The sequence below is a fragment of the Trinickia mobilis genome, assembly GCF_017315705.1.
In the GTDB taxonomy this organism is placed as follows: Bacteria; Pseudomonadota; Gammaproteobacteria; order Burkholderiales; family Burkholderiaceae; genus Trinickia_A; species Trinickia_A mobilis.
Window position 1 is genome coordinate 541,913 of record NZ_JAFLRF010000001.1, and the last position, 23,786, is coordinate 565,698.

15 protein-coding genes, 1 tRNA gene and 1 pseudogene are annotated in these 23,786 nt (G+C 59.7%); 6 read left to right on the top strand and 11 right to left on the bottom strand.

From position 1 onward, the window contains the following. Window positions 1-520: 520 nt before the first annotated feature. The 3 genes from J3489_RS02550 to J3489_RS02560 all read right to left on the bottom strand — a co-directional run bounded on the left by J3489_RS02550 (window position 521) and on the right by J3489_RS02560 (window position 3,454). Window positions 521-1,402 carry a beta-keto acid cleavage family enzyme gene (locus tag J3489_RS02550; RefSeq protein WP_206995819.1) on the bottom strand — a complete coding sequence of 294 codons (882 nt, stop codon included), beginning with the start codon at window positions 1,400-1,402 and terminating at the stop codon, window positions 521-523. 16 nt (window positions 1,403-1,418) lie between these two features. Next, entirely contained in the window at window positions 1,419-2,168 is a 750-nt protein-coding gene (locus tag J3489_RS02555; protein ID WP_206996080.1) for an SDR family NAD(P)-dependent oxidoreductase, read from the bottom strand. Window positions 2,169-2,593: 425 nt separating this feature from the next. Beyond that, window positions 2,594-3,454: a CmcJ/NvfI family oxidoreductase gene (locus tag J3489_RS02560; protein ID WP_206995821.1), complete on the bottom strand. Its 861-nt coding sequence runs from the start codon at window positions 3,452-3,454 to the stop codon at window positions 2,594-2,596. A 160-nt stretch (window positions 3,455-3,614) separates the two neighbouring features. On the opposite strand from J3489_RS02560, the gene J3489_RS02565 reads away from it, so the two are divergent. Beyond that, the gene (locus J3489_RS02565; RefSeq protein WP_206995823.1) at window positions 3,615-4,442 is read left to right on the top strand and encodes a glutathione S-transferase family protein; all 828 of its coding nucleotides are present in this window, start codon (window positions 3,615-3,617) and stop codon (window positions 4,440-4,442) included. Between the two features lie 155 nt (window positions 4,443-4,597). Continuing rightward, window positions 4,598-5,953 (top strand): glutathione-disulfide reductase, encoded by a 1,356-nt coding sequence (gene gorA / locus J3489_RS02570; RefSeq protein ID WP_206995825.1) that lies wholly within the window; start codon window positions 4,598-4,600, stop codon window positions 5,951-5,953. 36 nt (window positions 5,954-5,989) lie between these two features. On the opposite strand, the gene J3489_RS02575 is transcribed toward gorA, so the two are convergent. The 5 genes from J3489_RS02575 to J3489_RS02595 form a co-directional block, all read right to left on the bottom strand. After that, window positions 5,990-6,937 (bottom strand): LysR family transcriptional regulator, encoded by a 948-nt coding sequence (locus J3489_RS02575; protein ID WP_206995827.1) that lies wholly within the window; start codon window positions 6,935-6,937, stop codon window positions 5,990-5,992. A gap of 115 nt (window positions 6,938-7,052) precedes the next feature. Continuing rightward, complete coding sequence (locus J3489_RS02580) at window positions 7,053-8,495, bottom strand: efflux transporter outer membrane subunit (protein ID WP_206995829.1); 1,443 nt, start codon at window positions 8,493-8,495, stop codon at window positions 7,053-7,055. Next, the gene (locus J3489_RS02585; RefSeq protein WP_206995831.1) at window positions 8,488-9,681 is read right to left on the bottom strand and encodes an efflux RND transporter periplasmic adaptor subunit; all 1,194 of its coding nucleotides are present in this window, start codon (window positions 9,679-9,681) and stop codon (window positions 8,488-8,490) included. The genes J3489_RS02580 and J3489_RS02585 overlap by 8 nt, the downstream gene beginning before the upstream one ends. After that, on the bottom strand, window positions 9,671-12,904 hold the full coding sequence (locus tag J3489_RS02590) for an efflux RND transporter permease subunit (RefSeq protein WP_206996082.1): 3,234 nt from the start codon (window positions 12,902-12,904) through the stop codon (window positions 9,671-9,673). The genes J3489_RS02585 and J3489_RS02590 overlap by 11 nt, the downstream gene beginning before the upstream one ends. A gap of 241 nt (window positions 12,905-13,145) precedes the next feature. After that, window positions 13,146-14,075 (bottom strand): LysR family transcriptional regulator, encoded by a 930-nt coding sequence (locus J3489_RS02595; RefSeq protein WP_206996083.1) that lies wholly within the window; start codon window positions 14,073-14,075, stop codon window positions 13,146-13,148. Window positions 14,076-14,791: 716 nt separating this feature from the next. On the opposite strand from J3489_RS02595, the gene J3489_RS02600 reads away from it, so the two are divergent. The 4 genes and pseudogenes from J3489_RS02600 to J3489_RS37345 all read left to right on the top strand — a co-directional run. Next, window positions 14,792-15,553: an MFS transporter gene (locus J3489_RS02600; RefSeq protein WP_242539706.1), complete on the top strand. Its 762-nt coding sequence runs from the start codon at window positions 14,792-14,794 to the stop codon at window positions 15,551-15,553. 123 nt (window positions 15,554-15,676) lie between these two features. After that, entirely contained in the window at window positions 15,677-16,459 is a 783-nt protein-coding gene (locus tag J3489_RS02605; RefSeq protein ID WP_206995833.1) for an NHL repeat-containing protein, read from the top strand. A gap of 61 nt (window positions 16,460-16,520) precedes the next feature. After that, complete coding sequence (locus tag J3489_RS02610; protein WP_206995835.1) at window positions 16,521-17,438, top strand: LysR family transcriptional regulator; 918 nt, start codon at window positions 16,521-16,523, stop codon at window positions 17,436-17,438. Window positions 17,439-17,784: 346 nt separating this feature from the next. Further along, window positions 17,785-18,425, top strand: a pseudogene (locus J3489_RS37345) (IS3 family transposase); the annotation flags it as partial. Window positions 18,426-19,044: 619 nt separating this feature from the next. Here J3489_RS37345 and J3489_RS02625 read toward each other — a convergent pair. The 3 genes from J3489_RS02625 to dnaG form a co-directional block, all read right to left on the bottom strand. Next, window positions 19,045-19,120: transfer RNA gene (locus J3489_RS02625), tRNA-Ile, on the bottom strand. A gap of 165 nt (window positions 19,121-19,285) precedes the next feature. Further along, the gene (rpoD, locus tag J3489_RS02630) at window positions 19,286-21,727 is read right to left on the bottom strand and encodes an RNA polymerase sigma factor RpoD (RefSeq protein ID WP_206995841.1); all 2,442 of its coding nucleotides are present in this window, start codon (window positions 21,725-21,727) and stop codon (window positions 19,286-19,288) included. Window positions 21,728-21,805: 78 nt separating this feature from the next. Continuing rightward, window positions 21,806-23,686: a DNA primase gene (gene dnaG / locus J3489_RS02635; RefSeq protein ID WP_206995843.1), complete on the bottom strand. Its 1,881-nt coding sequence runs from the start codon at window positions 23,684-23,686 to the stop codon at window positions 21,806-21,808. Window positions 23,687-23,786 lie beyond the last annotated feature (100 nt).

Genomic DNA, 23,786 nt, shown 5'->3' on the forward strand with positions numbered 1-23,786 from the left:
TCCGGATCAGAAGATTGATAGCACGCCGCCAAAGCGACATAACGCCCCGCAGATGCCTCAATCGCTCCGCGTTCCCGATCGGTCAATGCGCGAAGAAACTTCGCTGGATTTCCCGCCCAAAGTTCGCCTGATTCCACAATCTTTCCAGGTGTCAGGACCGCTCCGGCTGCGAGCATCCCGTCGCTACGGACAACGGCGCCATCCAGAACTCTCGCCCCAAAGCCAACGAATCCGCGGTCCTCAATCCTGCACGCGTGCAGAATTGCGCCGTGCCCTACGGTAACCCGGTTCCCGATGATGGTAGGCAGCCCAGTCGTCGTGCCATGGAGAATCGAACCATCCTGAATATTCGTTTCCGCCCCAACAACGATACGTTGGACATCCCCCCTTAGTACACAATTGAACCAGATCGATGCGCGTTCGCCGATCTGAACATTCCCGATTATTGACGTCCCGCGTGCAACAAACGCCGTCCAATGGACCGAGGGGGAACCAAAATCGTCTGAATCTTCTCTCGAACTCACTTTGCCAACCCTAGCTGTTCACGCGCCTCACCCGGCCTTGCAATCTCGCCGCCGAGCCCCAACACAATTTCGCGGGCACGCGTCACAAGTTCTGCATTACTCTTGGCCAGAACCCCCTTGGCGATGTAGAGGTTGTCCTCAAGCCCAACGCGTACGTGTCCGCCGGCGAGCCAAGCCTGTGCGACTATCGGAAACTCGCTCCGACCAATACCGAATGCCGACCAAGTTGCCCCGGCAGGCAGGAAGTTGCGCGCATAAAACAGCGTTTCCGGGGTTGCCGCGAAGCCGTACTTGACACCCGTCACAATGGTCCACAGCCCGGGACCTTCTAGCGTGCCGTCCCGAATGAGATCGAGCGCAAGTTGTAGGTCCCCCGAATCAAAAATCTCGAACTCGGGCTTAACTCCAGCCTCGCGTATGACGGCCGCCATACGCCGCACGTTCTTGGGCGTGTTGATAACAACATCACCGCCTGAATTCATCGTGTTCAGGTCCAGGGTGCAGATGTCCGGTTTCAATTCGGCAATGTGCTCCACACGCCGGAGTGGCGGCAGCAGTGTCGTTCCAGGTGCTGCGATCTTAGGATCGTCGTCGCTCGGAATAAAACGTCCCCCGGGGCCCGTCGTCAGGTTGATGACGAGTTCCTTATCGACCGCTCGAATCAACTCGATAGTCTGCCGATAAAGGTCAAGCTCCATGGACGGTCGACCTGTCTGCGGGTCTCGCACATGAATGTGAACGACCGACGCTCCTGCTTGCGCCGCTTCAAGCGAAGTTGTCGCAATCTCCTGCGGCGTGATCGGCAGTCCAGGGTGCTGTTCAGGCCTGGTTAAATTTCCTGTAACGGCACAGGTAATAATTGTCTTGCGTGCATGCATTGCCAGAAACCTCACGTCAACCCAGTCTGCGACCGCCGTCCACCACAATGGTCACGCCAGTGCTGAATTTCAAATGCGTCGCGCAAGCTTCGATAGCTGCGGCGATATCTTCAGGGCTTCCAATACGGCCAAGCGGTGTGCTGCCGGCGACCTTGTCATTAAAGTCGGCACTTCGCCCAGGCACGAAGGCGGTATCGACAACGCCCGGCGCAACGTTGAGTACGCGAATTCGTGGCGCAAGCGCGCGCCCGAGCGACGCTGCCATGACGTCCAATCCAGCCTTTGCAGCGCAATAAGCCACATTGCTCCCAATCCCCGTGGTGCCTGAGATCGATGAGACGTTCATAACGAGCCCGTCGCCTGTCTCCTCGAGCAGCTTTCGGAATGCACGAATGGCGGCGAATTGTGCGCGCCAATTGATCTTCATGATCTCGTCAATGAGCTCGTCGGACAGGGCGTCAAGGTCGCCATGTGGAACAGTCTTCGTGAAACCGGCGGCATTGACCAGAATGTCCGTGCGGCCTAGCGTTGATCTAACCTGGTCGGCAAGCCCGGCAAGCGACGCACTGTCAGCAATCTCAACCGCCGCCGCCATATGACCTGCCCCGGGCAGCGACTCGGCCACCCGCTGCGCCTTTACCGTATCCGTTTGACCAACAACCACGACCGTCGCGCCTGCTTCGGCTAACCGGCGTGCCGCGGCAGCCCCTATTCCGCCGGCTCCACCAAGGAGAACGGCAACCTTTCCGCTGAGAATATTCGACACTTCGTTCCTGCTCGCTAGAAGAGAGGTGTTGGATACGCTCACGCACCCCACCTAAGGTGAATTCACGTTTAAACATCCACTATTGCCACCTCGAACCGCTTGTGACGACGTGGCATGATCAACGCCTTTTCCTGCAACCCGGTTTTGTACCAGCCCCTCGTTGCACGAGAGCTGCCGTGCCGTACTGCGCCTATGCACCGCGGTCGGATCTATCCTCGCTCCAGCGGACATCCGGCGACTGAACTGAGTACCAAGGTTTGAGTCACTCTACTTCCGCCGTAACGTCACCGTCTAATACCCCTTTCTGAAGACGTTCATAAGGTAAAAGCATCATGTCGATTACCCTGCCAGGCTGCGTTCACCGGATGCGGAGCGCCTGAACTGCGTCCGGCGCTTTATTCGCGACGGCTTCGCCGATCGCTCGATTACTCTCCCCAAAACAGCAGCGCACGCAGCTCGATGCTCCGGCGAGGCGGTGCGTCGGCCGGCGTGGTCGGGTCGTCGAATGCGGTGTGAGGAGTAAGCCGTGCGGTTCCATCGTCCAGCGAGTCATAGATCTTCAGCAGCAGCGCCTCGTCGGGCCGCAGTCGCGGGAAGTAGTACCAGCGATGCGCTGCATTTGCGACGAGTAAGTAGTTCTCGCCCACCCTGTCGCGATAGACGAGATCGGATGGCACGATATCGTCAGGCGACATCGTGCGCGCATCGCATAGGGCGGGCGGCAACCGTTCGACCACGCTGAGAGGACGCCAGAGGTTCACGATCGCGAAGCGATGCTGCAGTCGGTGCCCGGCTTCCTCGACACTCAAATGGTCGCGCACGCGGCGCGGAGCGGACATGAACGTCTGATCGTTGTGCACGCGACGCGACGGCTCCCGCAAGGACTTGTTAGCCCGCGAGCCATTTCCGCTGTCCCGCAGCGTATGGTCGAAGATCACCACCTTCTCCGCACCGGTCGTCTCGCGCAACAGCGCTTCGGCCTCGGGGTAGTAGATGAGTCGGACCACACCCTCGTCACTGAAATCGTCGGGGCCGACCGCGCTTCGATGCGAAACGAGCTGAAAGCCACTGACGTCCAACGAGAATTCGCCGGCCGCCGCGAGCGGGCGGGCGTTGCGAATCGTCACGCGCGCCGGTTCGAGTTCGCCGGTGCTCCACGGTGTGCCGGCGGGCGGTTCGTACGTGTAGAAAACGGGCCGACCCTGGCCGGACGCGAGGTAGTTGAGTTCTGCTTCGACCGCGCGACATGCCGGTGCACGACGCAGTTCATCAAATAGGGTAGTCATCGACTTTGCTCCATATAGGTTCATACACGATCCTGCGAACGGCTACGTTCGGCAGAGGTGATTAGACCACTTTCTACGGGCATTAATTAGTTATCTTGAAGTTATGTAATCTTTCACGAGTGTGCTTGCGCGCACTCGACAGAAAATAGACGACATACCGATGCTTAATGCCGCCCGGTTATTGAAGTCATGCTCAAAAGGTTTTGGATTTTGGAACGACTTCGACACTACCATCAGTGAACAGTTTGACACCTACTTAACCAGAAACGGAGCCTCCATGAATAATCCTGAATCACAGACTATGCCGCCTGCCTTGACTCTTTACTACAGCCCCAGGGCGTGCTCTCTCGCCTCCCACATCGCACTCGAGGAGTCCGGCTTGACATACCGGGCGGTTTCGGTGGACATCCGTTCGGGCGAAAACACGCAACCCGCTTACCGAAAGATCAGTCCTAGCGGGATCGTTCCTGCGCTTGACGCAGGAGGTGCGATCATCACCGAGTCGCAAGCGATCCTGACCTATGTGGCGGACCTGGCCCCAGAGATAGATCTGATTCCACGGCCTGGTACACGGACCAGGGCACGGGCGCACGAATGGATGAACTGGCTGTCCAGTACGTTGCACGTCCGCTACCGGTCCGTCTTTCGACCGCAGGCCTACGCCGGAGAAAACGAGTCAGCCGTCGGTGCGGTGCGCGAGCATGCGCGTCTCAAGCTCAGCGATGCAGTGAGCGAAATCGAAGTGCGACTTGCCCAACAGCCTTACGCGCTCGGCTCCACATTTTCTGTGGTCGACGCCTATCTGTTCGTCTTCTATCTGTGGAGCCACGACGAACGGGTCGCCGCCGCATTGCCTCAGCGACCGCACTACCAAGCTCATGCCGCGCGGCTTCTCGAGCGGCCGGCAGTACGCTCAGTCCTGGCACGGGAGCGAACGGTACGAGCCTACGACCTTCCCCCCGAGTTCCCGACGATCATTCTGGGGTAGCCATGAGCCTCTATGCCTTGCAAAAATCGATTTATGTCCTGGCGTTTGGGAAGCAGAACATTGGAAAGACGTTCAGGTCGCCGCTTGCTGCTGCCTGTGCAGCGACGATGCCAAATCCTGAGATATATGAAATACCCTGAATAAGGAGTCTGTCCGTGTCGGGCTTTGATTTTGACCTCTTTACCATCGGTGCCGGTTCCGGAGGAATTCGCGCAAGTCGGCGAGCGGCTGGCTTCGGAGCGCGTGTTGCGGTAGCGGAGCAACGTTTCCTGGGCGGCACCTGTGTAAATATTGGATGTATTCCGAAGAAACTGTTTTCTTACGCAGCGCATTTCAAAAAGGATCTGGAAGACGCACGCGGCTATGGCTGGACGTCTGACCAGCTTACGTTCGACTGGCACACGTTGCTGGAAGGAAAGAACCGCGAAATTGAGCGGCTGAATGGCGTTTACGGAAATCTGTTAAATCAGTCCGGCGTCGAACTGATCAACGGAAGGGCAAAAGTTACAGGCCCGCACACCGTTGAAGTGGGCGGGCGCACGTTCACGTCGAGGTATATTCTTGTCGCGACGGGGAGTAGCCCGACTGTGCCGGAAATAGAAGGCGCCGAATATTGTATTACCTCTGACGACGCGTTCTTTCTGGAGAAGCTGCCGGAGCGCGTCGTTGTCGTCGGGGGCGGCTACATTGCAGTTGAATTTGCATCCATATTCAACGGTCTCGGTGTAGACACGACGGTGGTGTATCGCGGAGATCGCTTACTTAAGAGTTTCGACGCAGACCTCGGCAATTTCCTTGCGGAACAGATGACCAAGCGAGGCGTTCACTTCCGGTTCAACTCGGAAATACGAAAGATCGAGCGTGACGGTACGGGATGGAATTGCGTGACAAGCGGCAACGCGCGGCTGTCCTATGACACGGTCCTGTACGCAACCGGACGGCGACCGAATACTTCCGGTTTGGGCTTGGAGTCCGTTGGCGTAACGCTTGCGCCGGACGGGGCAATCGTGGTGGATGATGCATTCCAAACCGCTGAGCCATCCATATATGCCGTCGGAGACGTCATTCGTCGAATGCAGCTGACGCCGGTTGCGTTGGCCGAAGGCATGCTCGTTGCGGATCGCCTTTTCAACGGCGGCGCTGAATACATGGATTACAGTGGCATTCCAACCGCGATCTTTAGCCACCCGAATGTCGGTACGGTTGGGCTGAGCGAGGAACAAGCGATCGCACGTGGGTACAAGATCGACGTATACCGCAGCGTTTTTACACCGCTCAAGCATACCGTTTCGGCGTCCGGCGACAAGGTGTTACTTAAGTTGATCGTCGACAGTAACAGCGATCGGGTGCTCGGTGTTCACATGGTAGGTGACGACGCCGGTGAGCTCCTTCAAGGTTTTGCCGTGGCGATCAAGTGCAAAGCGACGAAGGCGCAGTTCGATGCTACCGTGGGTATCCATCCCACCATCGCCGAAGAATTTGTCACGATGCGTACCAAGGTCGGTGCGTAAAATGGTTCCGGCCGCGTAAAGGAAACTGGCGTTTGCCTAGTTAGTTGAAGACTCGGTGCACGCCATTTTCGCCATCGGCCATTGGCCACTTTCGATAAGCGACTCGGCCGTTTCACACACAAGCGTAATTAATGAGACGGTCGCTACAGAGGGCGGGCGCATGGCTGGGTATGCTATGTAGCGCTCCAATATCAGCCCTTCGACAGGCACGGCGCGCAGCTTTCCGGCGTTGACCTCGCGAGCGACAGCCGACGCGAAGTGAATCGTCCACCCTATTCCGGCCTCCACCAGTTGAGTCGCCACGGTGGCCGACTCTACTTCAATAATGCCTTTGAGCTCGACATTTGCTCTCGCCGCAGCACGTTCAAGCGCTAGACGTACTCCGGAATTTTGAACCCCAGTCAGGATTAACGGGACACCTGTCAGCTGATGAACGCTGACCGGCCCCGGGGGAAGCTGATCGTCTTGAGCCGGTCCAATCGCGCACATCGGCTCGGTCATTAACCGCTCAACGTGGATGAAAGGCGTCGCCGCAATAGGGCCACTCAATACCGCAACGTCGATCGTCCCCTGCTCGAGCGCCTCGCATAACGCCGGGGAGAATCTCTCTATCACTCTCAAGCGTACTTCTGGATAGCGAGCGCGCAATGTTCGCGCCAACGGTGGCACGACCACTCCTGCCAAAGCGGGTGGCAACCCGAGGGCAACGGGACCTCGCGCCGTACCTGCGAGGTCCATGATGTCGACCTTGATCTGGTCCGTGTAGCGCAGAAGGAACGTTGCACGGTCGACGAGCAGGTCCCCTTCCCGCGTGAGGGAGGCTCCTCGCGAGTGCCGCTCGACGAGTCGTACGCCAAGTTCAGACTCGAGTAGCTGGACCTGTCTGGTCAAAGCCGGCTGGGCAATATGGAGCAGGGCCGACGCGCGACCGAAATGCTGATGCTCCGCGAGGACCTTGAAATACCTAAGCTGCCTTAGATCCATGTCTTCTCTCCTTGCTCCACTGCGTATTCCGACAAACGCGAACACCGATCCCCGGATCGTGACCGAGGATTCCCGAAAGCCCTGGAAGTCGGTCACGTTCGTCGGGAATGGCCGGTCACAATGAACCGGCACGTTCGGTCATCGCGCCCTTCGTCGGATCCCATCCGCCACCAAGCGCTTCGATCAAACCGACGGTTGCCAGCAAGCGTTGCGTTTGGAGCGAGACCGTAACCAGCTTTATTTGCAGCTCAGTGGTCTGAGCCGTGACGACATCGAGATAGTCGATCACGTCATCGCGGTACTGCGACATCGATAGATCCAGGGTGCGCATGGCCGCGCCGAGCGCTTCGTCTTCGCGCGTCGCCTCGTCACCGAGGTGATGCTCAAGCGCGAGGTTGTCTTCCACTTGCTGGATCGCCTTGATCACGGCCGACCGGTAATTCGCGCTGGTTTCCGCCAATTGCGCTTTCGCCCCGGCCGTTCTCGCGCGGCGCAGTCCTCCGTCGAACAGCGTCTGCGCCAGCGTCGGCCCGAGTGACCACATTTCCTCCGGCGCCGCGAACCACGGCGAGAACTTGTCGCTCTCAAATCCACCGGCAATTCCGAGCGAGATGTCGGGAAAGTAGGCGGCACGGGCGACACCGATCTGTGCGTTGGCGGCCGCCACGCGACGCTCGGCCGCCGCGACGTCGGGCCGCCTCTCGAGCAGCGTCCCCGGCATGCCGGCCGGAACGGAAGGAATGTACGGCAGCGCGATGTCTTGGACCAGTGAGAACGTAGACGGGGCTGTGCCCGTCAACGCGGCGATAGCGTGTTCCTCGAGCGCGCGTCGTGCTTTGACGTCCTCGACCTGCGCCTTTGCACCGGCAAGCTGAGTCTGCGCACGCGAAACGTCGAGGTCGGAGGCAATGCCTCCACCGCGGCGGTTCATGGTCAACTCCAATGCTCGCTGATAGGTGTCTACCGTAGCGGCGAGCACTTGCGCCTCTTCGTCGAGGCCGCGCAGCCGCCAGTATGCTTGCGCGAGATTGGCCTGCAGGCTCAGGCGCAATGAGGCGAGATCGTTCGCAGCGGCCTCGCTTTGCGCTTTGCTTGCGGCAACCGCATTGCGGACCTTACCCCACAGGTCGAGGTCGTAGTCGAACACGAGTTCTGCGATGTTTGCGTCATAACTTGAAGGCTGGCCGGCCCCGAAGCGAAGGGGGCGTCGCTCAGATTGCCCGTTTCTTGACACCTCAGCGTCGGCACCGAGCGTCGGATAGAGGCCCGATTCCGCCTGACGCTCGTAGGCCATCGCTTCGTCATGGCGAGCGATGGCGGCCTGTACGTCTGGATTGGCCGTGGCCACCAAAGGTTCGAGGCGGTCGAGTTCGGGATCGCGGTAGACCTTCCACCATCCGTCGCGCTCGATGCGATCCGAGGGCTGCGCAATCTGCCAGCCGCCGGCTTCCTTGTAGGCCGTAGGAATCGGAGTCGACGGAACGTGGTAGGCGGGAGCGAACGAACAGCCGGCGAGCCATGCGCTGGCGACTGCGATCATAATCCTGCGATTAGCCATGAGCGGGTCCGTTCAGGTTGCGATCCGTCGAGCTCGTCGAGGCGATGCGCACCCGGTCGCCCGAGGTGAGCGAGTCGGGGGGATTGTCGACGACTCGATCGGTGGGACTGAGGCCGGAGTCGATTTCGACTTGCGTGCCCAGGTCGGTCTTCACCGAGACGTGTTTGAGCTCGACGCGGCCGCCCTCGCCGACGACGGCCACCTGCGGGCCTTCTTGCCTGAAGATCAGTGCGCTCGCCGGGACGAGCATCGATCTCGAATTCGCCGGAAGGGCAAAGTGCACCTCGGTGTAGTCCCCGGGAGTCAGCAAGCCCGAACTGTTGTCGACCATCAATTGCACGAGCAGCGTGCCCGAGGCCTGCGCGATCGATTCATCCGTACTGTCGAGCGTTGCATTGAACGTCATGCCCGGACGCTCGGGTACCGTCAAGGTTGCAGTCAGGCCGTGCTTGATGTCGGACGCGTAACTCTGCGGCACATTCACGTAGACACGCAGACGATGCTCGTCCGAGACGGTGAAGAGCTCCGGCCGATTGCCGCCGCCCGCGTTGATGAGATCGCCGATATCCGTCCTGCGTGCTGTCACCACGCCATCAAACGGCGCAATGATGCGCTTGAAAGACTCGAGCGCTTCCAGACGCCCCACGTTCGCCTGACTGGCCGCAACAATGGCCCGCTTCGCGTCTCTGTCACTGGTCTTTTCGTCGGTCGCCTGCCCGGAGACGGATTCTTGCTGCAGCATTTCCTGCCACCGCGCCGCCGTGACGTCGGCCAACTTTTCGTTGGCGATCGAGGTTTGCAAGTCGGCTTTGGCCTGCTCAAGTTGCTGATCGAGATCGGGCGTATCGATGAGGCCAAGCAGTTGTCCCGCGTGCACACGCGTGCCGATATCGGCATACCACGTATGCAGGTAGCCCGACACACGCGCATAGATCGGTGCATTGATGAACGCCGCAAGATGTCCCGGCAGGACGATCGTCTGGGTTGCAGCCGATTGTGACGGCATCGCCGCTACGACTGTCGGCACGGCCTGTTCGTCAGCCCACTGCGTGAGCTGCGCTTGCGCATGCACGCGGTTGATGATGCCGAACGTCGCGATGCCGGCCGCCACGAGAAGCACGGTGACGCCGACGTGTTTGAGATACGGCAAGCGCTTGATTGTGTCGTTGTCGATTTCACTGGACATGAAGAGCTCCTGATTCCGAAAGGGATTCCGCAGGTGTTGCCGCGTCGCGGCGATGCACGAGACTGAAGACGACGGGGACGAAGACGAGCGTCGCAAAGGTGGCGCAAAGCAGCCCGCCGATCACGGCGCGGCCCAGCGGTGCGTTTTGCTCGCCGCCGTCGCCGAGGCCGAGGGCCATGGGCATCATCCCGATGATCATGGCCAGCGCCGTCATCAGCACGGGACGAAAGCGCGTGAATCCGGCTTCGAGTGCGGCCATGTGCGCGTCACCCGTTGCGGCGAGCCGCTCGCGCGCAAAGCTCACAACGAGAATGCTGTTGGCCGTGGCGACGCCCATACAAAGGATCGCCCCCGTGAGTGCGGGAACGGACAACGGCGTATGGGTCGTGAACAACATCCAGATGATCCCGGCCAGTGCGGCCGGCAGTGCGCAAACGATCACGAACGCGTCGCTCCAGGAATGGAAGTTGACGACGATGAGCAGATAAATCAGCACGATGGCGCCGACGAGACCGAGCAACAGCCCTGTAAATGCCGTGTTCATGGTCGGCACCTGGCCGCGCACCGTGACGATCGAACCCCGCGGCAAATCCTTCGCGGTCGCATGGATGATCTTCTGGATGTCGTTGGCGACGGCGCCAAGGTCGCGCCCCTGTGGGGTGGTAAAGATGTCGTACTCGGGATTGATGTTGTAGTGGGAGACCACATTGGGTGCGACGCCGCGGTCGATCGTGGCAATGCCTCCGAGAATCTGGCTCGCTCCGTTCGATCCCGTCACCTGCAGGTTCTCGAGGTCGGAGAGCGAGGTCATCTGGAATTGCGGGGTCTGGGCGACGATCGCGTAGTTCACCCCGTTGTCATGATCGAGCCAGTAGGTCGGCTGAACCTGGCCCGTACCCGAAAGCACCGCCATCACCGAGTTCGTTACGTCCTGCTCCGTCATGCCGATTTCGTCGGCGCGCGTGCGGTCGACGTTGATCGTAAAGGACGGCACCGTTGACGCTTGCTGGATTCGCTGATCGGCAAGGCCGCGCACGTACTTCATTTTTCGCAAAAGCTCCTGCGCGTAGCGCGCGTTTCCAGCATCGTTGACGCCTGATACCTGAACGTCGATAGGCGCCGGCGCCCCGAAGTTGAGAATCTGGCTCACGATGTCGGCGGGCAGGAATGAAAACGTCGTGCCCGGAAACGCGCGCGGCAGTGTTTCGCGCAGGCGGTGCACATAGTCGGCCGTCGGCCCATGATCTTCATTGAGCGAGATCATGACGTCGCCGTCCTGCGCGCCCGTCAACCCGGTATTGTTATAAGCCATATTGAGCCCGCTGATAGGCAGCCCGAGGTTATCGACAATGCTGGCCAGTTGACGTTGCGGGATCGTTGCACGCACCACGTTTTCCACTCGATCGAGAAGCGCGGCTGTCTCCTCGACACGTGTACCGAGGGGGGCCCGGACGTGGATCAGTATTGCTCCCCCATCGATGTCCGGGAAGAAATTTCGGCCGAGCCACGGCACAAGGAAAAGCGTCGCAGCGACGGCAAGGAAGAACCCGGCAATCAAGCGTTTTGGATGCCCCAGTGCGAGGCCCAGTGCCATGCGGTAAATCGAGCGGACGCGCTCAAATCGCGCCTCGAAGCCGCGCTGGAAGCGCACGAGCGGATTGCGCGAAGGGGCCGCCACCGGGTGACCGTCATGTTGCGCATTACTGTCCTCAAGTTCGCTCGAGCCATGATGGTCGGATGCGTGTGGACGCAACAGGTACTGTGCCATCATCGGCACGAACGTCCGGGACAGACAGAAGGATGCAATCATTGCGAAAATCACGGCTTCTGCCATTGGCACAAACAGGAATCCCGACACGCCGTTCAAAAAGAACATCGGCACGAAGACAATGCAGATGCAAAGCAGCGAAACAAAGGCCGGCATGACGATTTGAGAGCCACCGTCAAGGATCGCGGCCCGGACGTCCTTGCCCTGTTCGAGGTGCCAGTTGATGTTTTCGATTGTCACGGTAGCGTCGTCGACGAGAATGCCTACCGCGAGCGCGAGGCCGCCGAGCGTCATCACGTTGAGTGTCTCGCCGAATGCGGAGAGGGCCGCAATTGCAGCCAGCACAGCGAGGGGAATGGACGACGCAATGATGATCGTCGAGCGCCAGCTTCCGAGAAAGAGCAGGATCATCAGCGAAGTCAGCGCCGCCGCGATAATACCTTCGCGCGCAACACCGCTGATCGCCCCTTTGACGAATGTCGACTGATCTCCCATCGTCACGATGCGCATGCCCGGCGGGAGGGTCGCTTCGATGCGCGGCAGCCGTGCCTTGATGCCTGAGATGATGTCGAGCGTTGAAGCCGATCCATTCTTCATGATGCCCATCAGCACCGCGCGGTGACCATCGAGACGCACAATGTTCGTCTGTGGGGGATTGCCGTCCCATACGTGGCCTACATCGCGAATGTAGATGGTCGTACCGTTGACTGACTTGATCGGTAGCGCATTGAGTTCCGGGATCGTCAGCGGACTGTCATTGAGCTTGACGTCATATTCGAATGGACCGATCTTCTGCGTTCCAGCAGGAATGATCTGATTCTGCTGCGCCAGAGCGTTCGCCACGTCCTGCGCTGAGAGTCCTTTGGACTGCAGCGCTTGCGGGTCGAGGTCGATTTGCACCTCACGTGTCTTTCCGCCGTACGGGAAGGGAATGGCAACGCCAGGGACGCTCAGCAGTTGTGGTCGAATGAAGTTCATTGCATAGTCGGCCAACTTTTGTTCGTCAAGCGTATCGCTCGTCAGCGCGAGTTGCAGCACGGCGACCGTGGACGCGTTGTAATTGAGAATCAGCGGCGGCGTTTCGCCTGGCGGCATCTGCTTCAACACAGTCTGCGAGATCGAGGTGACCTGCGCAGTTGCAGTGCGGATATCCACCGTCGGTTGAAAGAAGATTTTTACAATGCCATAGCCATTGACCGACTGAGACTCGATGTGCTCGACGTCGTTGACGGTGGTACCCAAGACGCGTTCGTAATAAGTAACGATCCGCCCGGCCATATCGTCGGGCGTCAGTCCGTTGTAGCTCCATACGACGGCAATGACGGGGATGCGAATGTCGGGGAAGATATCGGTCGGTGTTCGCAATGCCGAAAGCGGGCCGACGATCAGAATCAATATCGCCAGCACGATGAAGGTGTAGGGCCGGACAAGCGCCAGCCGGACTAGCTTTAGCATGAGGGGAGACTCTCCATACAGACGCCCTGGCAAGAAAGTGTCGGGCGGGCAATTCGTTAGCTGTTACGCGACTGCACGTAGGGCAATGACATGGTCGGGCGTTCGATACTGAGCCGGCGCGTACTCGATGAAAACGCACTTTCCGCGGTAGCTTCGTGCGCCCCACGTACAGCAGGCAAACATCGCGAGAGCTGCGATTGATGCGGAATTGCTCGAGCGATCGAACGAGTGGCCCGCGCGTTCAATGTCGCGACGAACCAGCTTCTTCGATCAAAGATTCATTGTCCCGTGCAATCACCGTGGAAAGGTGTGTCCGTAAGAACTCCACCCAAGTTTTTGTTCTCGCGTCTGTGTACCTCCGTGACGGATGAAGTGCGTAAATATCTATTCTTTGAAGCGTATGCTGCGGCAATACGCGGATGAGGCTCCCATCCGCGAGTCCCTGTCGCGCTGCGAATGCCGGGAGCCTGCCGATACCCATGCCGGCGCGCACTGCGAACGCGATCGAGTCAGAGACGTTGACCTCAACGGCTCCCGATACTTTGATCAAGGTGCGCCCCTCCGGCCCTTCCAGTGACCACTCGTATGCGGGAGCCGAAGGCTCCTGGAGAATCAGGCATTCGTGGTTGCGAAGTTCCTGCGGCGTGGTCGGTAGCCCGCGCGTACGAGCGTAATCCGGAGACGCGCATAGAACATAAAACGAGCTGCCGAGCAAATGAGAAATCAGGCCTGAATCCGGCAACGACGACGACGTCGAAATCACCGCGACGTCAGTGCTGCCTGTGTACAGTTCGGGAAAAAGCTGAGAGAACGACAGCTTGATCGACACGTCCGGGTACAACGCACGGTATTCACTAATTGCGGGAAGGACGTAGTGCTTTCCAACGCTTGCGAAGCTTTGGATACGCAGCTTTCCAACCGGGCGCTCAACTGCGCCACTTGCCTCCTCTTCTGCCATTTCGACGTCGGCGAGAATCTGTTTGCAGCGCTGCAGATACAGCTCGCCGGCAGGAGTCAGTGCGACGTTCCGCGTTGTTCGATGGAGCAACCGCGCACGCAGGCGCGTTTCGAGTAAGCTCATCCCACGCGATATCGTACCGGTGCTTGTATTCAAGATTTTCGCAGCTGTTGTGAAACTACCGCACTCGGAAATTCGAACAAATAGACGCATTTGATGAAAGGCATCCACGAGAGACTCCCATAAAGCTGATCGGTATACCCTTAGGGCATGTCACGTGTCCTGCCGGCTCAACCCGAGCGCAATCACGATTGTCACCACGAACAACCAGCAGGTCATGACGATCACCCACGCCCACGTGCCGCTCCCCACGCGATGCCGCTTCACCCGATGTGCCGAGTCTAAAGAGGGGGGAGTCTCCGCAGAACTCGCTGCAGGTCATGTTCCGACAACCAAAGTAAATCCCGAAAAACGAATTCACTGTTAGCTCCCGGACGACAATCGACGCTCAGTTTGGATGCGTAACGGGCCCGCGCCGACCAGACTTCGCAACGGTCGTAAATCCCGGGGAAAGTGTCATCCGCGTTGATCTCGATGCGAGAAGGCGGAGTGCGGACGGTGCGGTTTCAACCATGTGGGAGGGAAAGGCGCTCACAGCCTGCTCCTGAAACGTGGGGTTGCGATGAGCAGATATTGCGGGAGGAATCGAACTGGCGGAAGACCGCAGTAAGACATACTTAATATGCAGTTTCTGGCGTAGGGCCTTTTAGCTCTTTTTCCGATCGCTGTGACATAGTAGGCAGCCCAGGTGGTCGCACCGCCGTTCGCATCGCCAGCGTCTAGCCGGCAGGTATTCGACTCCGATACCAGCACCGTCGGAGGGCAGTCCGCAAATTTGCATCGTTAACTTCACAGCGGAAAAAAGCAAAATGTCTCGCCTGGATATTCAACATACCAAAAACGTCCCCGCGGTTTGTCAGGATGGCGCTCACATCGGTGCGATTTCCGTTTTGCGCCCATCGCTCATTCTGTTGTTCGCCGCAGCCGCGGGGATCAGCGCAGGCTCCATCTACTTCAGCCAACCCGTACTCGGCATACTCGGTGCAAGCTTCAGCGTGTCCACTCGGATCGTGGGATTCATTCCGACGCTGACGCAACTCGGGTACGCGTTCGGTATATTGCTGCTTGCGCCGCTAGGCGACAGGTATGCTGCTCCGATCCATCTGGGTAGCGACGTGGCGGGTATGTACGCGCTTGCTGGTGCTGCTGGCTCGGTCGCAGCGCCGGTGGCGGGAAAGCTTGCGGACCGTCGCGGACCGGAGATCGTCACTCGCGTTGGTTGTGCCATCGTAACTATGTCGTTCGCGTCCATGATTTTGAGCTCGAGATTGTCTCCGCATGGACAACTAATCATGCTGGCTGTGTGCACCGCCGGTTTTGACCTTTGGATTCAGGCAACGTTGATCGCCCACCAGACCATCGTGTATGGAATCGAACCGGGTGCGCGGAGCCGTCTCATCGCGGTCCTGTTTGTCGGCATGTTTTTAGGTATGGCTATCGGAGCCGGTGTCGGCAGCGCCATTTTCGATCGATGGGGATGGGGTGCAGTGACAATGTTCGCTACCCTCGCGGCGCTTGGCGCGTTGGCGACGCGGCTCTGGCCGGTCGCTAGGGAATCGCTGGGTAGGTGACAGAGCACTGTACGTTAAAGGTCAGTTGCGCGGGTGTCTCTAGGGCTAAAAGGCGACAGGAGTGGCGACATGAAGATATTAGTAAGCAGTGCGTCCGGGGCAAACGGAGATGGATACGGTCTATTGCTGGCGTTCTCGATGGAGGGCGTAGCGCTGGGATCGTTTAGCGACGATCGGCGAATCGTCGACCCACGCGGACTCCGCGTGAACGCGAGCGGGCGGTTGCTTTACGTCAACAGCGGGGACGATCGCATTCTTGCGTTCGACTCGCGGGGTGAAGTTCAACTCGACAGTTGCCATATTCCGGGGCTGAATGCCCGTGGCGGTAACCTCGGCCCGGACGACCGCTACTACGTTGGATTGGGAACGGACGGAACGATTGCCGCATTTCCTCCCGACCTCGAAGGTATCGGCACGCCGATATTGAAACGCGGAATCGTCCCGTTTCCGCGTGGCTTCGCCTTCGCCGACGATGGGGACCTGTTCCTGGCGTCGGGCCTCGGGCCGGACGGGCGGGGCGCAAATGGGATACTGCAGTTCACCGCAAGCGGCACGCTCAAGAACGACCGATTTGCGCTCGACGACACGCTCAGTCCCCAGGATCTCACTATCGGCCCGAATGGCAATGTTCTGGTGTCGAGCGAATTTCCGTTTGGTTCACCCCAAGCCGACACATCTATTAGAGAATACGATCGGAGAAGCGGGGCGCTGGTGCGCGTGTTCTACCCTCCGCGTGACGCCCCGTTTCGCCGTCCGCGCGGATTGCGGTTCGGGCCAGACGGCCATCTCTACTGCGTGTCCCAGGATGGGGTGATCGCGTTCGACTACGAAAGCGGGCAATGGCTTGGCGTGGTCGTCCGTCACTCACGACTGAACGGGCAGGCGATCGAGTTCTTCGGCGATTGAATCGTTATCGAACATGGCGGACACAAAACGGCCACCTCCGAGCAAGCAAGGAAAAGGCAGTATGGATCGACTAACTGCAATGGAAATCTTCATCAACGTCGTGGAGGCGGGTTCGTTTTCGGCGGCTGCGAGGCGGATGGACCTGGGGCAGCCCGCAATTTCGAGATCGATTGCGCAAACCGAAGAGCGCCTCGGTGCGAGACTACTCCTGCGATCTGCGCGCGGCCTGACGATGACCGACGCTGGTCAGCGGTTCTACGAGCACGCAAAGCTCGCAGTCAAGGAAGCCGACGAGGCCGACGAAGCCGTCCACGACGCGTCCCAAAGCCTGGCCGGCAGATTACGCGTGAGCGCGCCAGTTACGTTCGCGTGTCTATACGTACTGCCGTCGCTGGACTCGTTCCTGAGCCACCATCCGAAGCTTGAAGTCGACGTTACGCTCGATGATCGCGACATCGATCTGCTCGAAGAAGGGGTCGACGTGGCCTTGCGCATCGGCTCCCTGGCGGATAGCGCCATGACGGCGCGGCGTATCGGGCAAAGTCCGCGGCACGTCGTCGGTACGACAGAATATTTTGCGCGAGCTGGCATACCCGAGACGCCGGCGGATCTGAGTCATCATCAGGCGATCGTCTATTTGCAGCAATTAGGCGGCGAGGCGTGGTCGTTCAGCAGGAATGGCACCAACGTGGCGGTGACACTGTCCGGGCGCGTCCGCATCAGTGCCGCGGAAGGAATACGGACGGCAGTCCTCGGAGGAATGGGGTTTGCCGTCGCGGCGCGCTGGTTGTTCTCTCGCGAATTGGCGTCGGGAAAGGTCGAGGCTGTGCTGACCGACTGGACGTTGCCGCCGGTCGACTTGTGGGCGGTCTTCCCATCCGGTCGGATGGTGACGGCCAAGACCCGCGCGTTTGTTGCATTCGTAGAGCAGGCGCTGGCCGAAGCAGAGAGCGCGGCAACTGGACCGCCCGCGTCTTGAACTACCAAGCCGCTCTCGATCGGCAAAGCGATCTCTCGGCCGCGCTCCACATCTGCCGTAAGCACGGACCCACCCAGTCCATATGCGAATGGCCGGAAAGCAGCCTGTAACTGCCTCAGAAACGCCGATGCCCGGTGACCGCAAAGGCCGAGAAGCTGAAGCCAGCCCGGCGTCAGCGAATGGCCATTGGATATCGGTGAACCGCCGTAGACACCGTTGCGCCCCGAACACCCGAACGGTTGCGGGTCGAATATTCGTAGAGGTGGCGCCGAGAATTCGGACAGTTCGTTGAGTGGAAAAGCCAGGGCGTGAGTTGGTCATAATGGCCGGCAACAATGAACCAAAAGTGACGAAACGAAACCGACGGACACACTCACCGGCGTTCAAGGCAAATGTGGCACTCGCGGCGCTCAAGGGCGACAAGACGCTGGCAGAGCTGGCCCAGCAAATTGATGTCCATCCTAATCAGATCACGGACTGGAAGAAGCAAGTGCAGGAGCGGGTTGCCGATGTGTTCGAAGCGGGCAACGCGGCGCCGGCGGCACCACGAGTTGACGTGAAGGTACTGCACGCGAAGATCGGGCAGTTGACGCTGGAGAACGATTTTTTAGAAAGCGCGCTCATCAAGGCGGGACTGCTGGGCGTAAGGCGATGATCGATCGTGATGACGCCCTGCCGGTGACACAGCAAGCGCGGCTGGTAGGCATCAGCCGGTCGAGCGCCTATTACCAATCGCATGCGGTCGGCGAAGCGGATCTGAAATTGATGCGCCGGATTGACGAGCTTTACCTCGAGCATCCATTTGCAGGGGCACGAATGCTGGCACGGCTGCTGCGTTGCGAAGGCATCAAGGTTGGGCGCAGGCACGTCGGCACCCTGATGTAGCGCATGGGCATCGAGGCGTTGTATCGCAAGCCAAACACGAGCTGCAAGCATGCAGCCCACAGGATCTGGCCGTACCTGCTGCGCAACCGGAAGATCGACCGGGCCAGTCCTCTCGTGACGCCTTTCCCTTCGAGATCGAGCATCACTCGCACGAGGCAAGACCCGGATGTAGAAGTCGGTCGTTAACCGAGGCGGGAATCAACATTCACCTGTATAAATATCTTAATAAGCGATACTAACTAAATTACTCATCCCCGTCCAGGCCGATAACGGATATCGCCTACTTCAATGCGTCAAGGTAGCGCCTTCTATGCAGTTCTTGTTCATCGGCTCGCGATTTACGCTCCGCGCTTCCTTCCCACACTCGGTCGCCCTCATGCAGTTGCGCTCCACTTCATTCGCCGTGACCAGCTTATGGCGGGACTTGCACCCGCAGGAGTGCGCCCGTGCTGGGCGCACAATAAAAAGGACTTACGGCGTTCACCGTAAGTCCTTGATTTTCCTGGCCGGGGCGAGAGGATTTGAACCTCCGACCACCTGCACCCCGTGCAGAAGCTGCCGTCACACCGCCGCAGTAGCGTCTCAAGTGCTTGCTGTTGCAAATGGCACGACCTTCGCTCCAGCCTTTAGCTGATCGAGGAAGTCAGCCCAACGCTGCTAGCATAAACCCTTGAAAAACAAAGGGTTCACGGAATCTCAAGGAACACAATGGAGGAGGAGATGGTGGGCCCGGTGGGTTTCGAACCCACGACCAATCGATTATGAGTCGACTGCTCTAACCCCTGAGCTACAGGCCCCGCATAGAAACGCACTACAAAAAAAGACCCGGTGTGTTAGGCCGGGTCCGGCACTACGATTGACTGCATGATCCGACCCATGGTGCGATCGGATGCAGCTCGATGCGAAGCTTAGCTTAAAACCGCTCAGCCGTGCATCGAATCACGCGCTTCATGCCGCCTCGATCAATTTCCTTCGAGGAACGACTTGAGCTTGTCCGAACGGCTCGGGTGACGGAGCTTGCGCAGCGCTTTCGCTTCGATCTGGCGAATCCGTTCACGCGTCACGTCGAATTGCTTTCCGACTTCTTCGAGCGTGTGATCGGTGCTCATCTCGATGCCGAAGCGCATCCGCAGCACCTTCGCTTCGCGAGGCGTCAGCGAATCGAGCACGTCCTTCACGACGTCGCGCATGCTGGCGTGCAAGGCGGCATCGGACGGCGCAACCGTGTTCGTATCCTCGATGAAGTCACCCAGATGGGAATCGTCGTCGTCGCCGATCGGCGTTTCCATCGAGATCGGCTCCTTCGCGATCTTCATGATCTTGCGGATCTTGTCTTCCGGCATCTCCATCTTTTCTGCGAGTGTTGCCGGATCCGGTTCGAGACCGGTTTCCTGCAGGATCTGCCGCGAGATGCGGTTCATCTTATTGATCGTTTCGATCATGTGAACCGGAATCCGGATCGTGCGTGCCTGGTCCGCGATCGAGCGCGTGATGGCTTGGCGAATCCACCAGGTTGCGTACGTCGAGAACTTGTAGCCACGGCGATATTCGAACTTGTCCACCGCCTTCATCAGGCCGATGTTGCCTTCCTGGATCAGATCGAGGAACTGCAGGCCGCGGTTCGTGTACTTCTTCGCGATCGAAATCACGAGACGCAGGTTCGCCTCGGTCATTTCACGCTTCGCCTGACGCGCCTTCAGTTCGCCGGCCGCCATCTGGCGATTGGTTTCCTTCAGATCCTTAAGCGGCAGCACGACACGCGCTTGCAGATCGAGCAGGCGCTGCTGCTGCTCACGGATCGCCGGGATGTTACGCGACAGGATCGCGCTATACGAATGGTTCTCGGCGACGATCTTCTCCGCCCAGTCGAGATCCGTCTCGTTGCCCGGGAAACGCGCAATGAATTCCGCACGCGGCATGCCGCACTTGTCGACGACCGTATGCAGGATCTGGCGCTCGACCTGACGCACCTCGTCGACTTGCGCGCGCAGCGTATCGCACAGGCGCTCGACGGTACGCGCGGTGAAGCGGATCGACATCAGCTCGTCTTGAATCGTTTCCTGCGCCTTCAGGTAGGCCTTCGACTTGTAGCCTTCCTTCTCGAACGCGCGGCGCATCTTGTCGAACCATTCGCTGATGAGCGCGAACTTCTCGAGCGACGTACGCTTCAAGGCCTCGAGTTGAGCGGCGTTGGCGGTTGCTTGCGCGCTGCCGTCGTCCTCTTCCTCCTCTTCCTCTTCTTCCTCTTCGGCGTCCTCTTCTTCGTTCTCGATCGCCTCGGCTTCCTGTGCCGAGAAGCCGTCGGTATCTTCGGCGTTCGGGTCGATCAGGCCGTCGACGAGTTCATCGACGCGAATTTCCTCGTTCGCAACGCGCTCGGCCATCGCGAGGATGTCGGCGATCGTCGTCGGGCACGCCGAGATGGCCATCACCATGTGCTTGAGGCCGTCCTCGATGCGCTTCGCGATTTCGATTTCGCCTTCGCGCGTCAAGAGCTCGACCGTGCCCATTTCGCGCATGTACATGCGGACCGGGTCCGTCGTACGGCCGAATTCGGAATCGACCGTGGACAGCGCGACTTCGGCTTCCTCTTCGACTTCATCGTCCGACGACGCCGCAGGAGCATTGTCGTTCAGGAGCAGCGTTTCAGCATCGGGGGCCTGTTCGTAGACCGCCACGCCCATGTCGTTGAACGTGCTGATGATGCCTTCGATCGCCTCGGTCTCGGCAAAATTGTCCGGGAGGTGGTCGTTGATTTCCGCGTACGTGAGGAACCCGCGCTCCTTGCCGAGCTTGATGAGCGCGCGCAGCTTCGAGCGGCGCTCTTCGAGTTCCTCGGCCGTGCCCGGCTGCGTCGACGCAAAAGCGTCCTTCAGGAGCGCCTTTTCCTTCGCGCGACGGTCGCGTGCCTTGGCCTTTTCGCCTTTGCCCGGAGCGGCCTGCGGCTCTTCGCCCTGGGTTGCGTCGTCATCGACGGATACTTCGTTCAGCTTTTTCGTCATGGAGTTCGCCATACCGGCTATAGTCTCGACTCGCGGCTGCTGGACTTCAGCCGGTTGAACCGTGGATACTGGAGTGTCGCTGGCTGCCGAATCGTCCGGCATGGCAGCCGCGCCCCTTACGCTTTTCAAACTCGCCCGCTTTGCGGAGGGTTTCACCTCCGGCTTCGGGGCCGTCCTCGTTGCTTTGGCGGCCTTGGCCACCGTTGCGGGGGCCGCTCGTGCTGCCGGCGCGGTCGAGGACTTTTTCGTCGCAGGGCTCGCTACGCTGGCAACCGGCGACCTCCCGGCGGAAGAAGTTGCGGACCTGGCCTTTGCGACCGTTCTGGTCGGCTCCGTTGAGCCCACTGTGCCTTTATCCGCCGCTTTTTTCCCGCCCGCAGTTCCGCCTGTCGTCTTTGCCATCGCGAATCTCGCCTTTGCTTAGAAAACAAACCGCTGAAAACCTTTTATTATAGCACGTCGGTTTCAGCCCTTCCCGAGTCACAACCCGAGCTGACGCTTCATGTCAGCCCGCCTCTGGTTCAAATCTGCAAACTCCGCAATCTCTTCGGGGGTGAACTTCGACTGCCGAGACAAGCGCTCGAGCCGCTCGCAGCAGGCGTCGTAGCGCATCTTGAGAATCGCCGCCTGAAACTCTTCCCCCGCGATGCGCTCACGATCGCGGTGCGCTTCCAGGACGGCCTCGTCTTCCGGGTTCTGCAGCAACAGGTCTCGCACGTTTTCATCATAGACCAGAATTTCCCGAAAAATTTCTTCGAAAGTCGGTGCATTCACCGACTCCCGCAGCAGATCCGACAGCAGCCGGAACTCGGCCGCATCGCCCAGTGCGCGGGCGTGGACGATCACTTCCTCGAATAATTCGGCATTGCGAGCGCTCGTCAAGAGCGCTTGTTCGCTTTCCTCGTCGAGCCCGGCGACGATCCGCGGATGCATCACCAGATTGCGCAACGCGCGCTCCTCGCTGCCCGTTACGCGGCGCCGCTCGCTCTTGGCGGGCGCCTTGCGCGCGGGCGCGGCGATCCGCGCATCGACTTCGCACAAGGCCGCCACTTCCTCGAACGGAATATCGAGGCGGTCCGCGAACATGTGCATGATCTGCGCGCGCAGCGCGTTCGCCGGCAGCGCCTGCAAGAGCGGCTTCGCGTCGAACAGCGCTTTCGCGCGGCCTTCCGGCGTATCGAGCTCCTTGCCGGCCAGGACTTCGTTCAGCATGAATTGCGACAGCGGCATCGCGTGCTCGACCTGCTCCGAAAACGCGTCGGCGCCGAACTCGCGCACGTAGCTGTCCGGATCGTGCTCCGTCGGCAGGAACAGGAACCGGATCGTGCGGTTGTCGGCGGCGTGCGGCAGGCAAGCATCCATCGCGCGACGCGCGGCGCGCCGGCCGGCGGCGTCGCCGTCAAAGCTGAAAATGACCGTGTCCGTCTGGCGCAGCAGTTTCTGCACATGAATCGGCGTGCAAGCCGTGCCGAGCGTCGCTACCGCGTTCGGGAATCCTAGCTGCGCGAGCGCCACGACGTCCATGTAGCCTTCGACAACCAGCACATAGCGCGACTCGCGAATCGCAAGACGCGCTTCGAAAAGCCCATACAGCTCGCTGCCTTTGTTAAATAGCGGCGTTTCCGGCGAATTCAAATACTTCGGCTCGCCGCCTTCGAGCACCCGTCCGCCGAAGCCGATCACCTGCCCCTTCACGTTGCGGATCGGGAACATGATCCGCTCGCGAAACCGGTCATAACGGCGCGCAGCACCCTGCGCGTCGGTCTTCTCGCTGACGATCACGAGACCCGATTCGACGAGCGAATCGTCCCGATAGTCGGGAAAGACGGCTTCGAGATTCTGCCAGCCGTCCGGCGCATAGCCGAGCCCGAAGCGCGCGGCGATCTCGCCCGTGAGGCCGCGTTTTTTCAGGTACTGGACCGCATTCGGCGCGCCCCGCAACTGCTTTCGATAGTAGTCGCAAGCGTGCTGCATCACGTCGGAGAGCGCGGTCGTCACGGCTTTCGACACCGCAGGCGCATAGCCTTCGCCGACGCCGCCGAACTTCCCTCCACCGCGCGCGGGCGACGGCTCCTGCGGCACGGTCAGCCCCACCGACTGCGCCAGCTCGTTCACCGCTTCCGGAAACGTGAGCCCGGCGTGCTCCATCAGGAAGCCGATCGCAGTGCCGTGCGCACCGCAGCCGAAGCAGTGATAAAACTGCTTAGTCGGGCTAACCGTAAACGACGGGCTCTTCTCGTTGTGAAACGGGCAGAGCCCCATGAAATTCGCACCGCCCTTCTTCAACTGGACGTACCGGCCGACCACGTCGACGATATCGACGCGGTTCAGCAGATCCTGAAGGAACGAATGCGGAATCACGGTTGGTTTGCGAACTTTGAACGGATAGGCTTGGCGGCCTCGTCTGCAAGCGGGCCGCTTTGGCACGCCGCAAGGCGTGCCGGACAACCGGAACAACTCA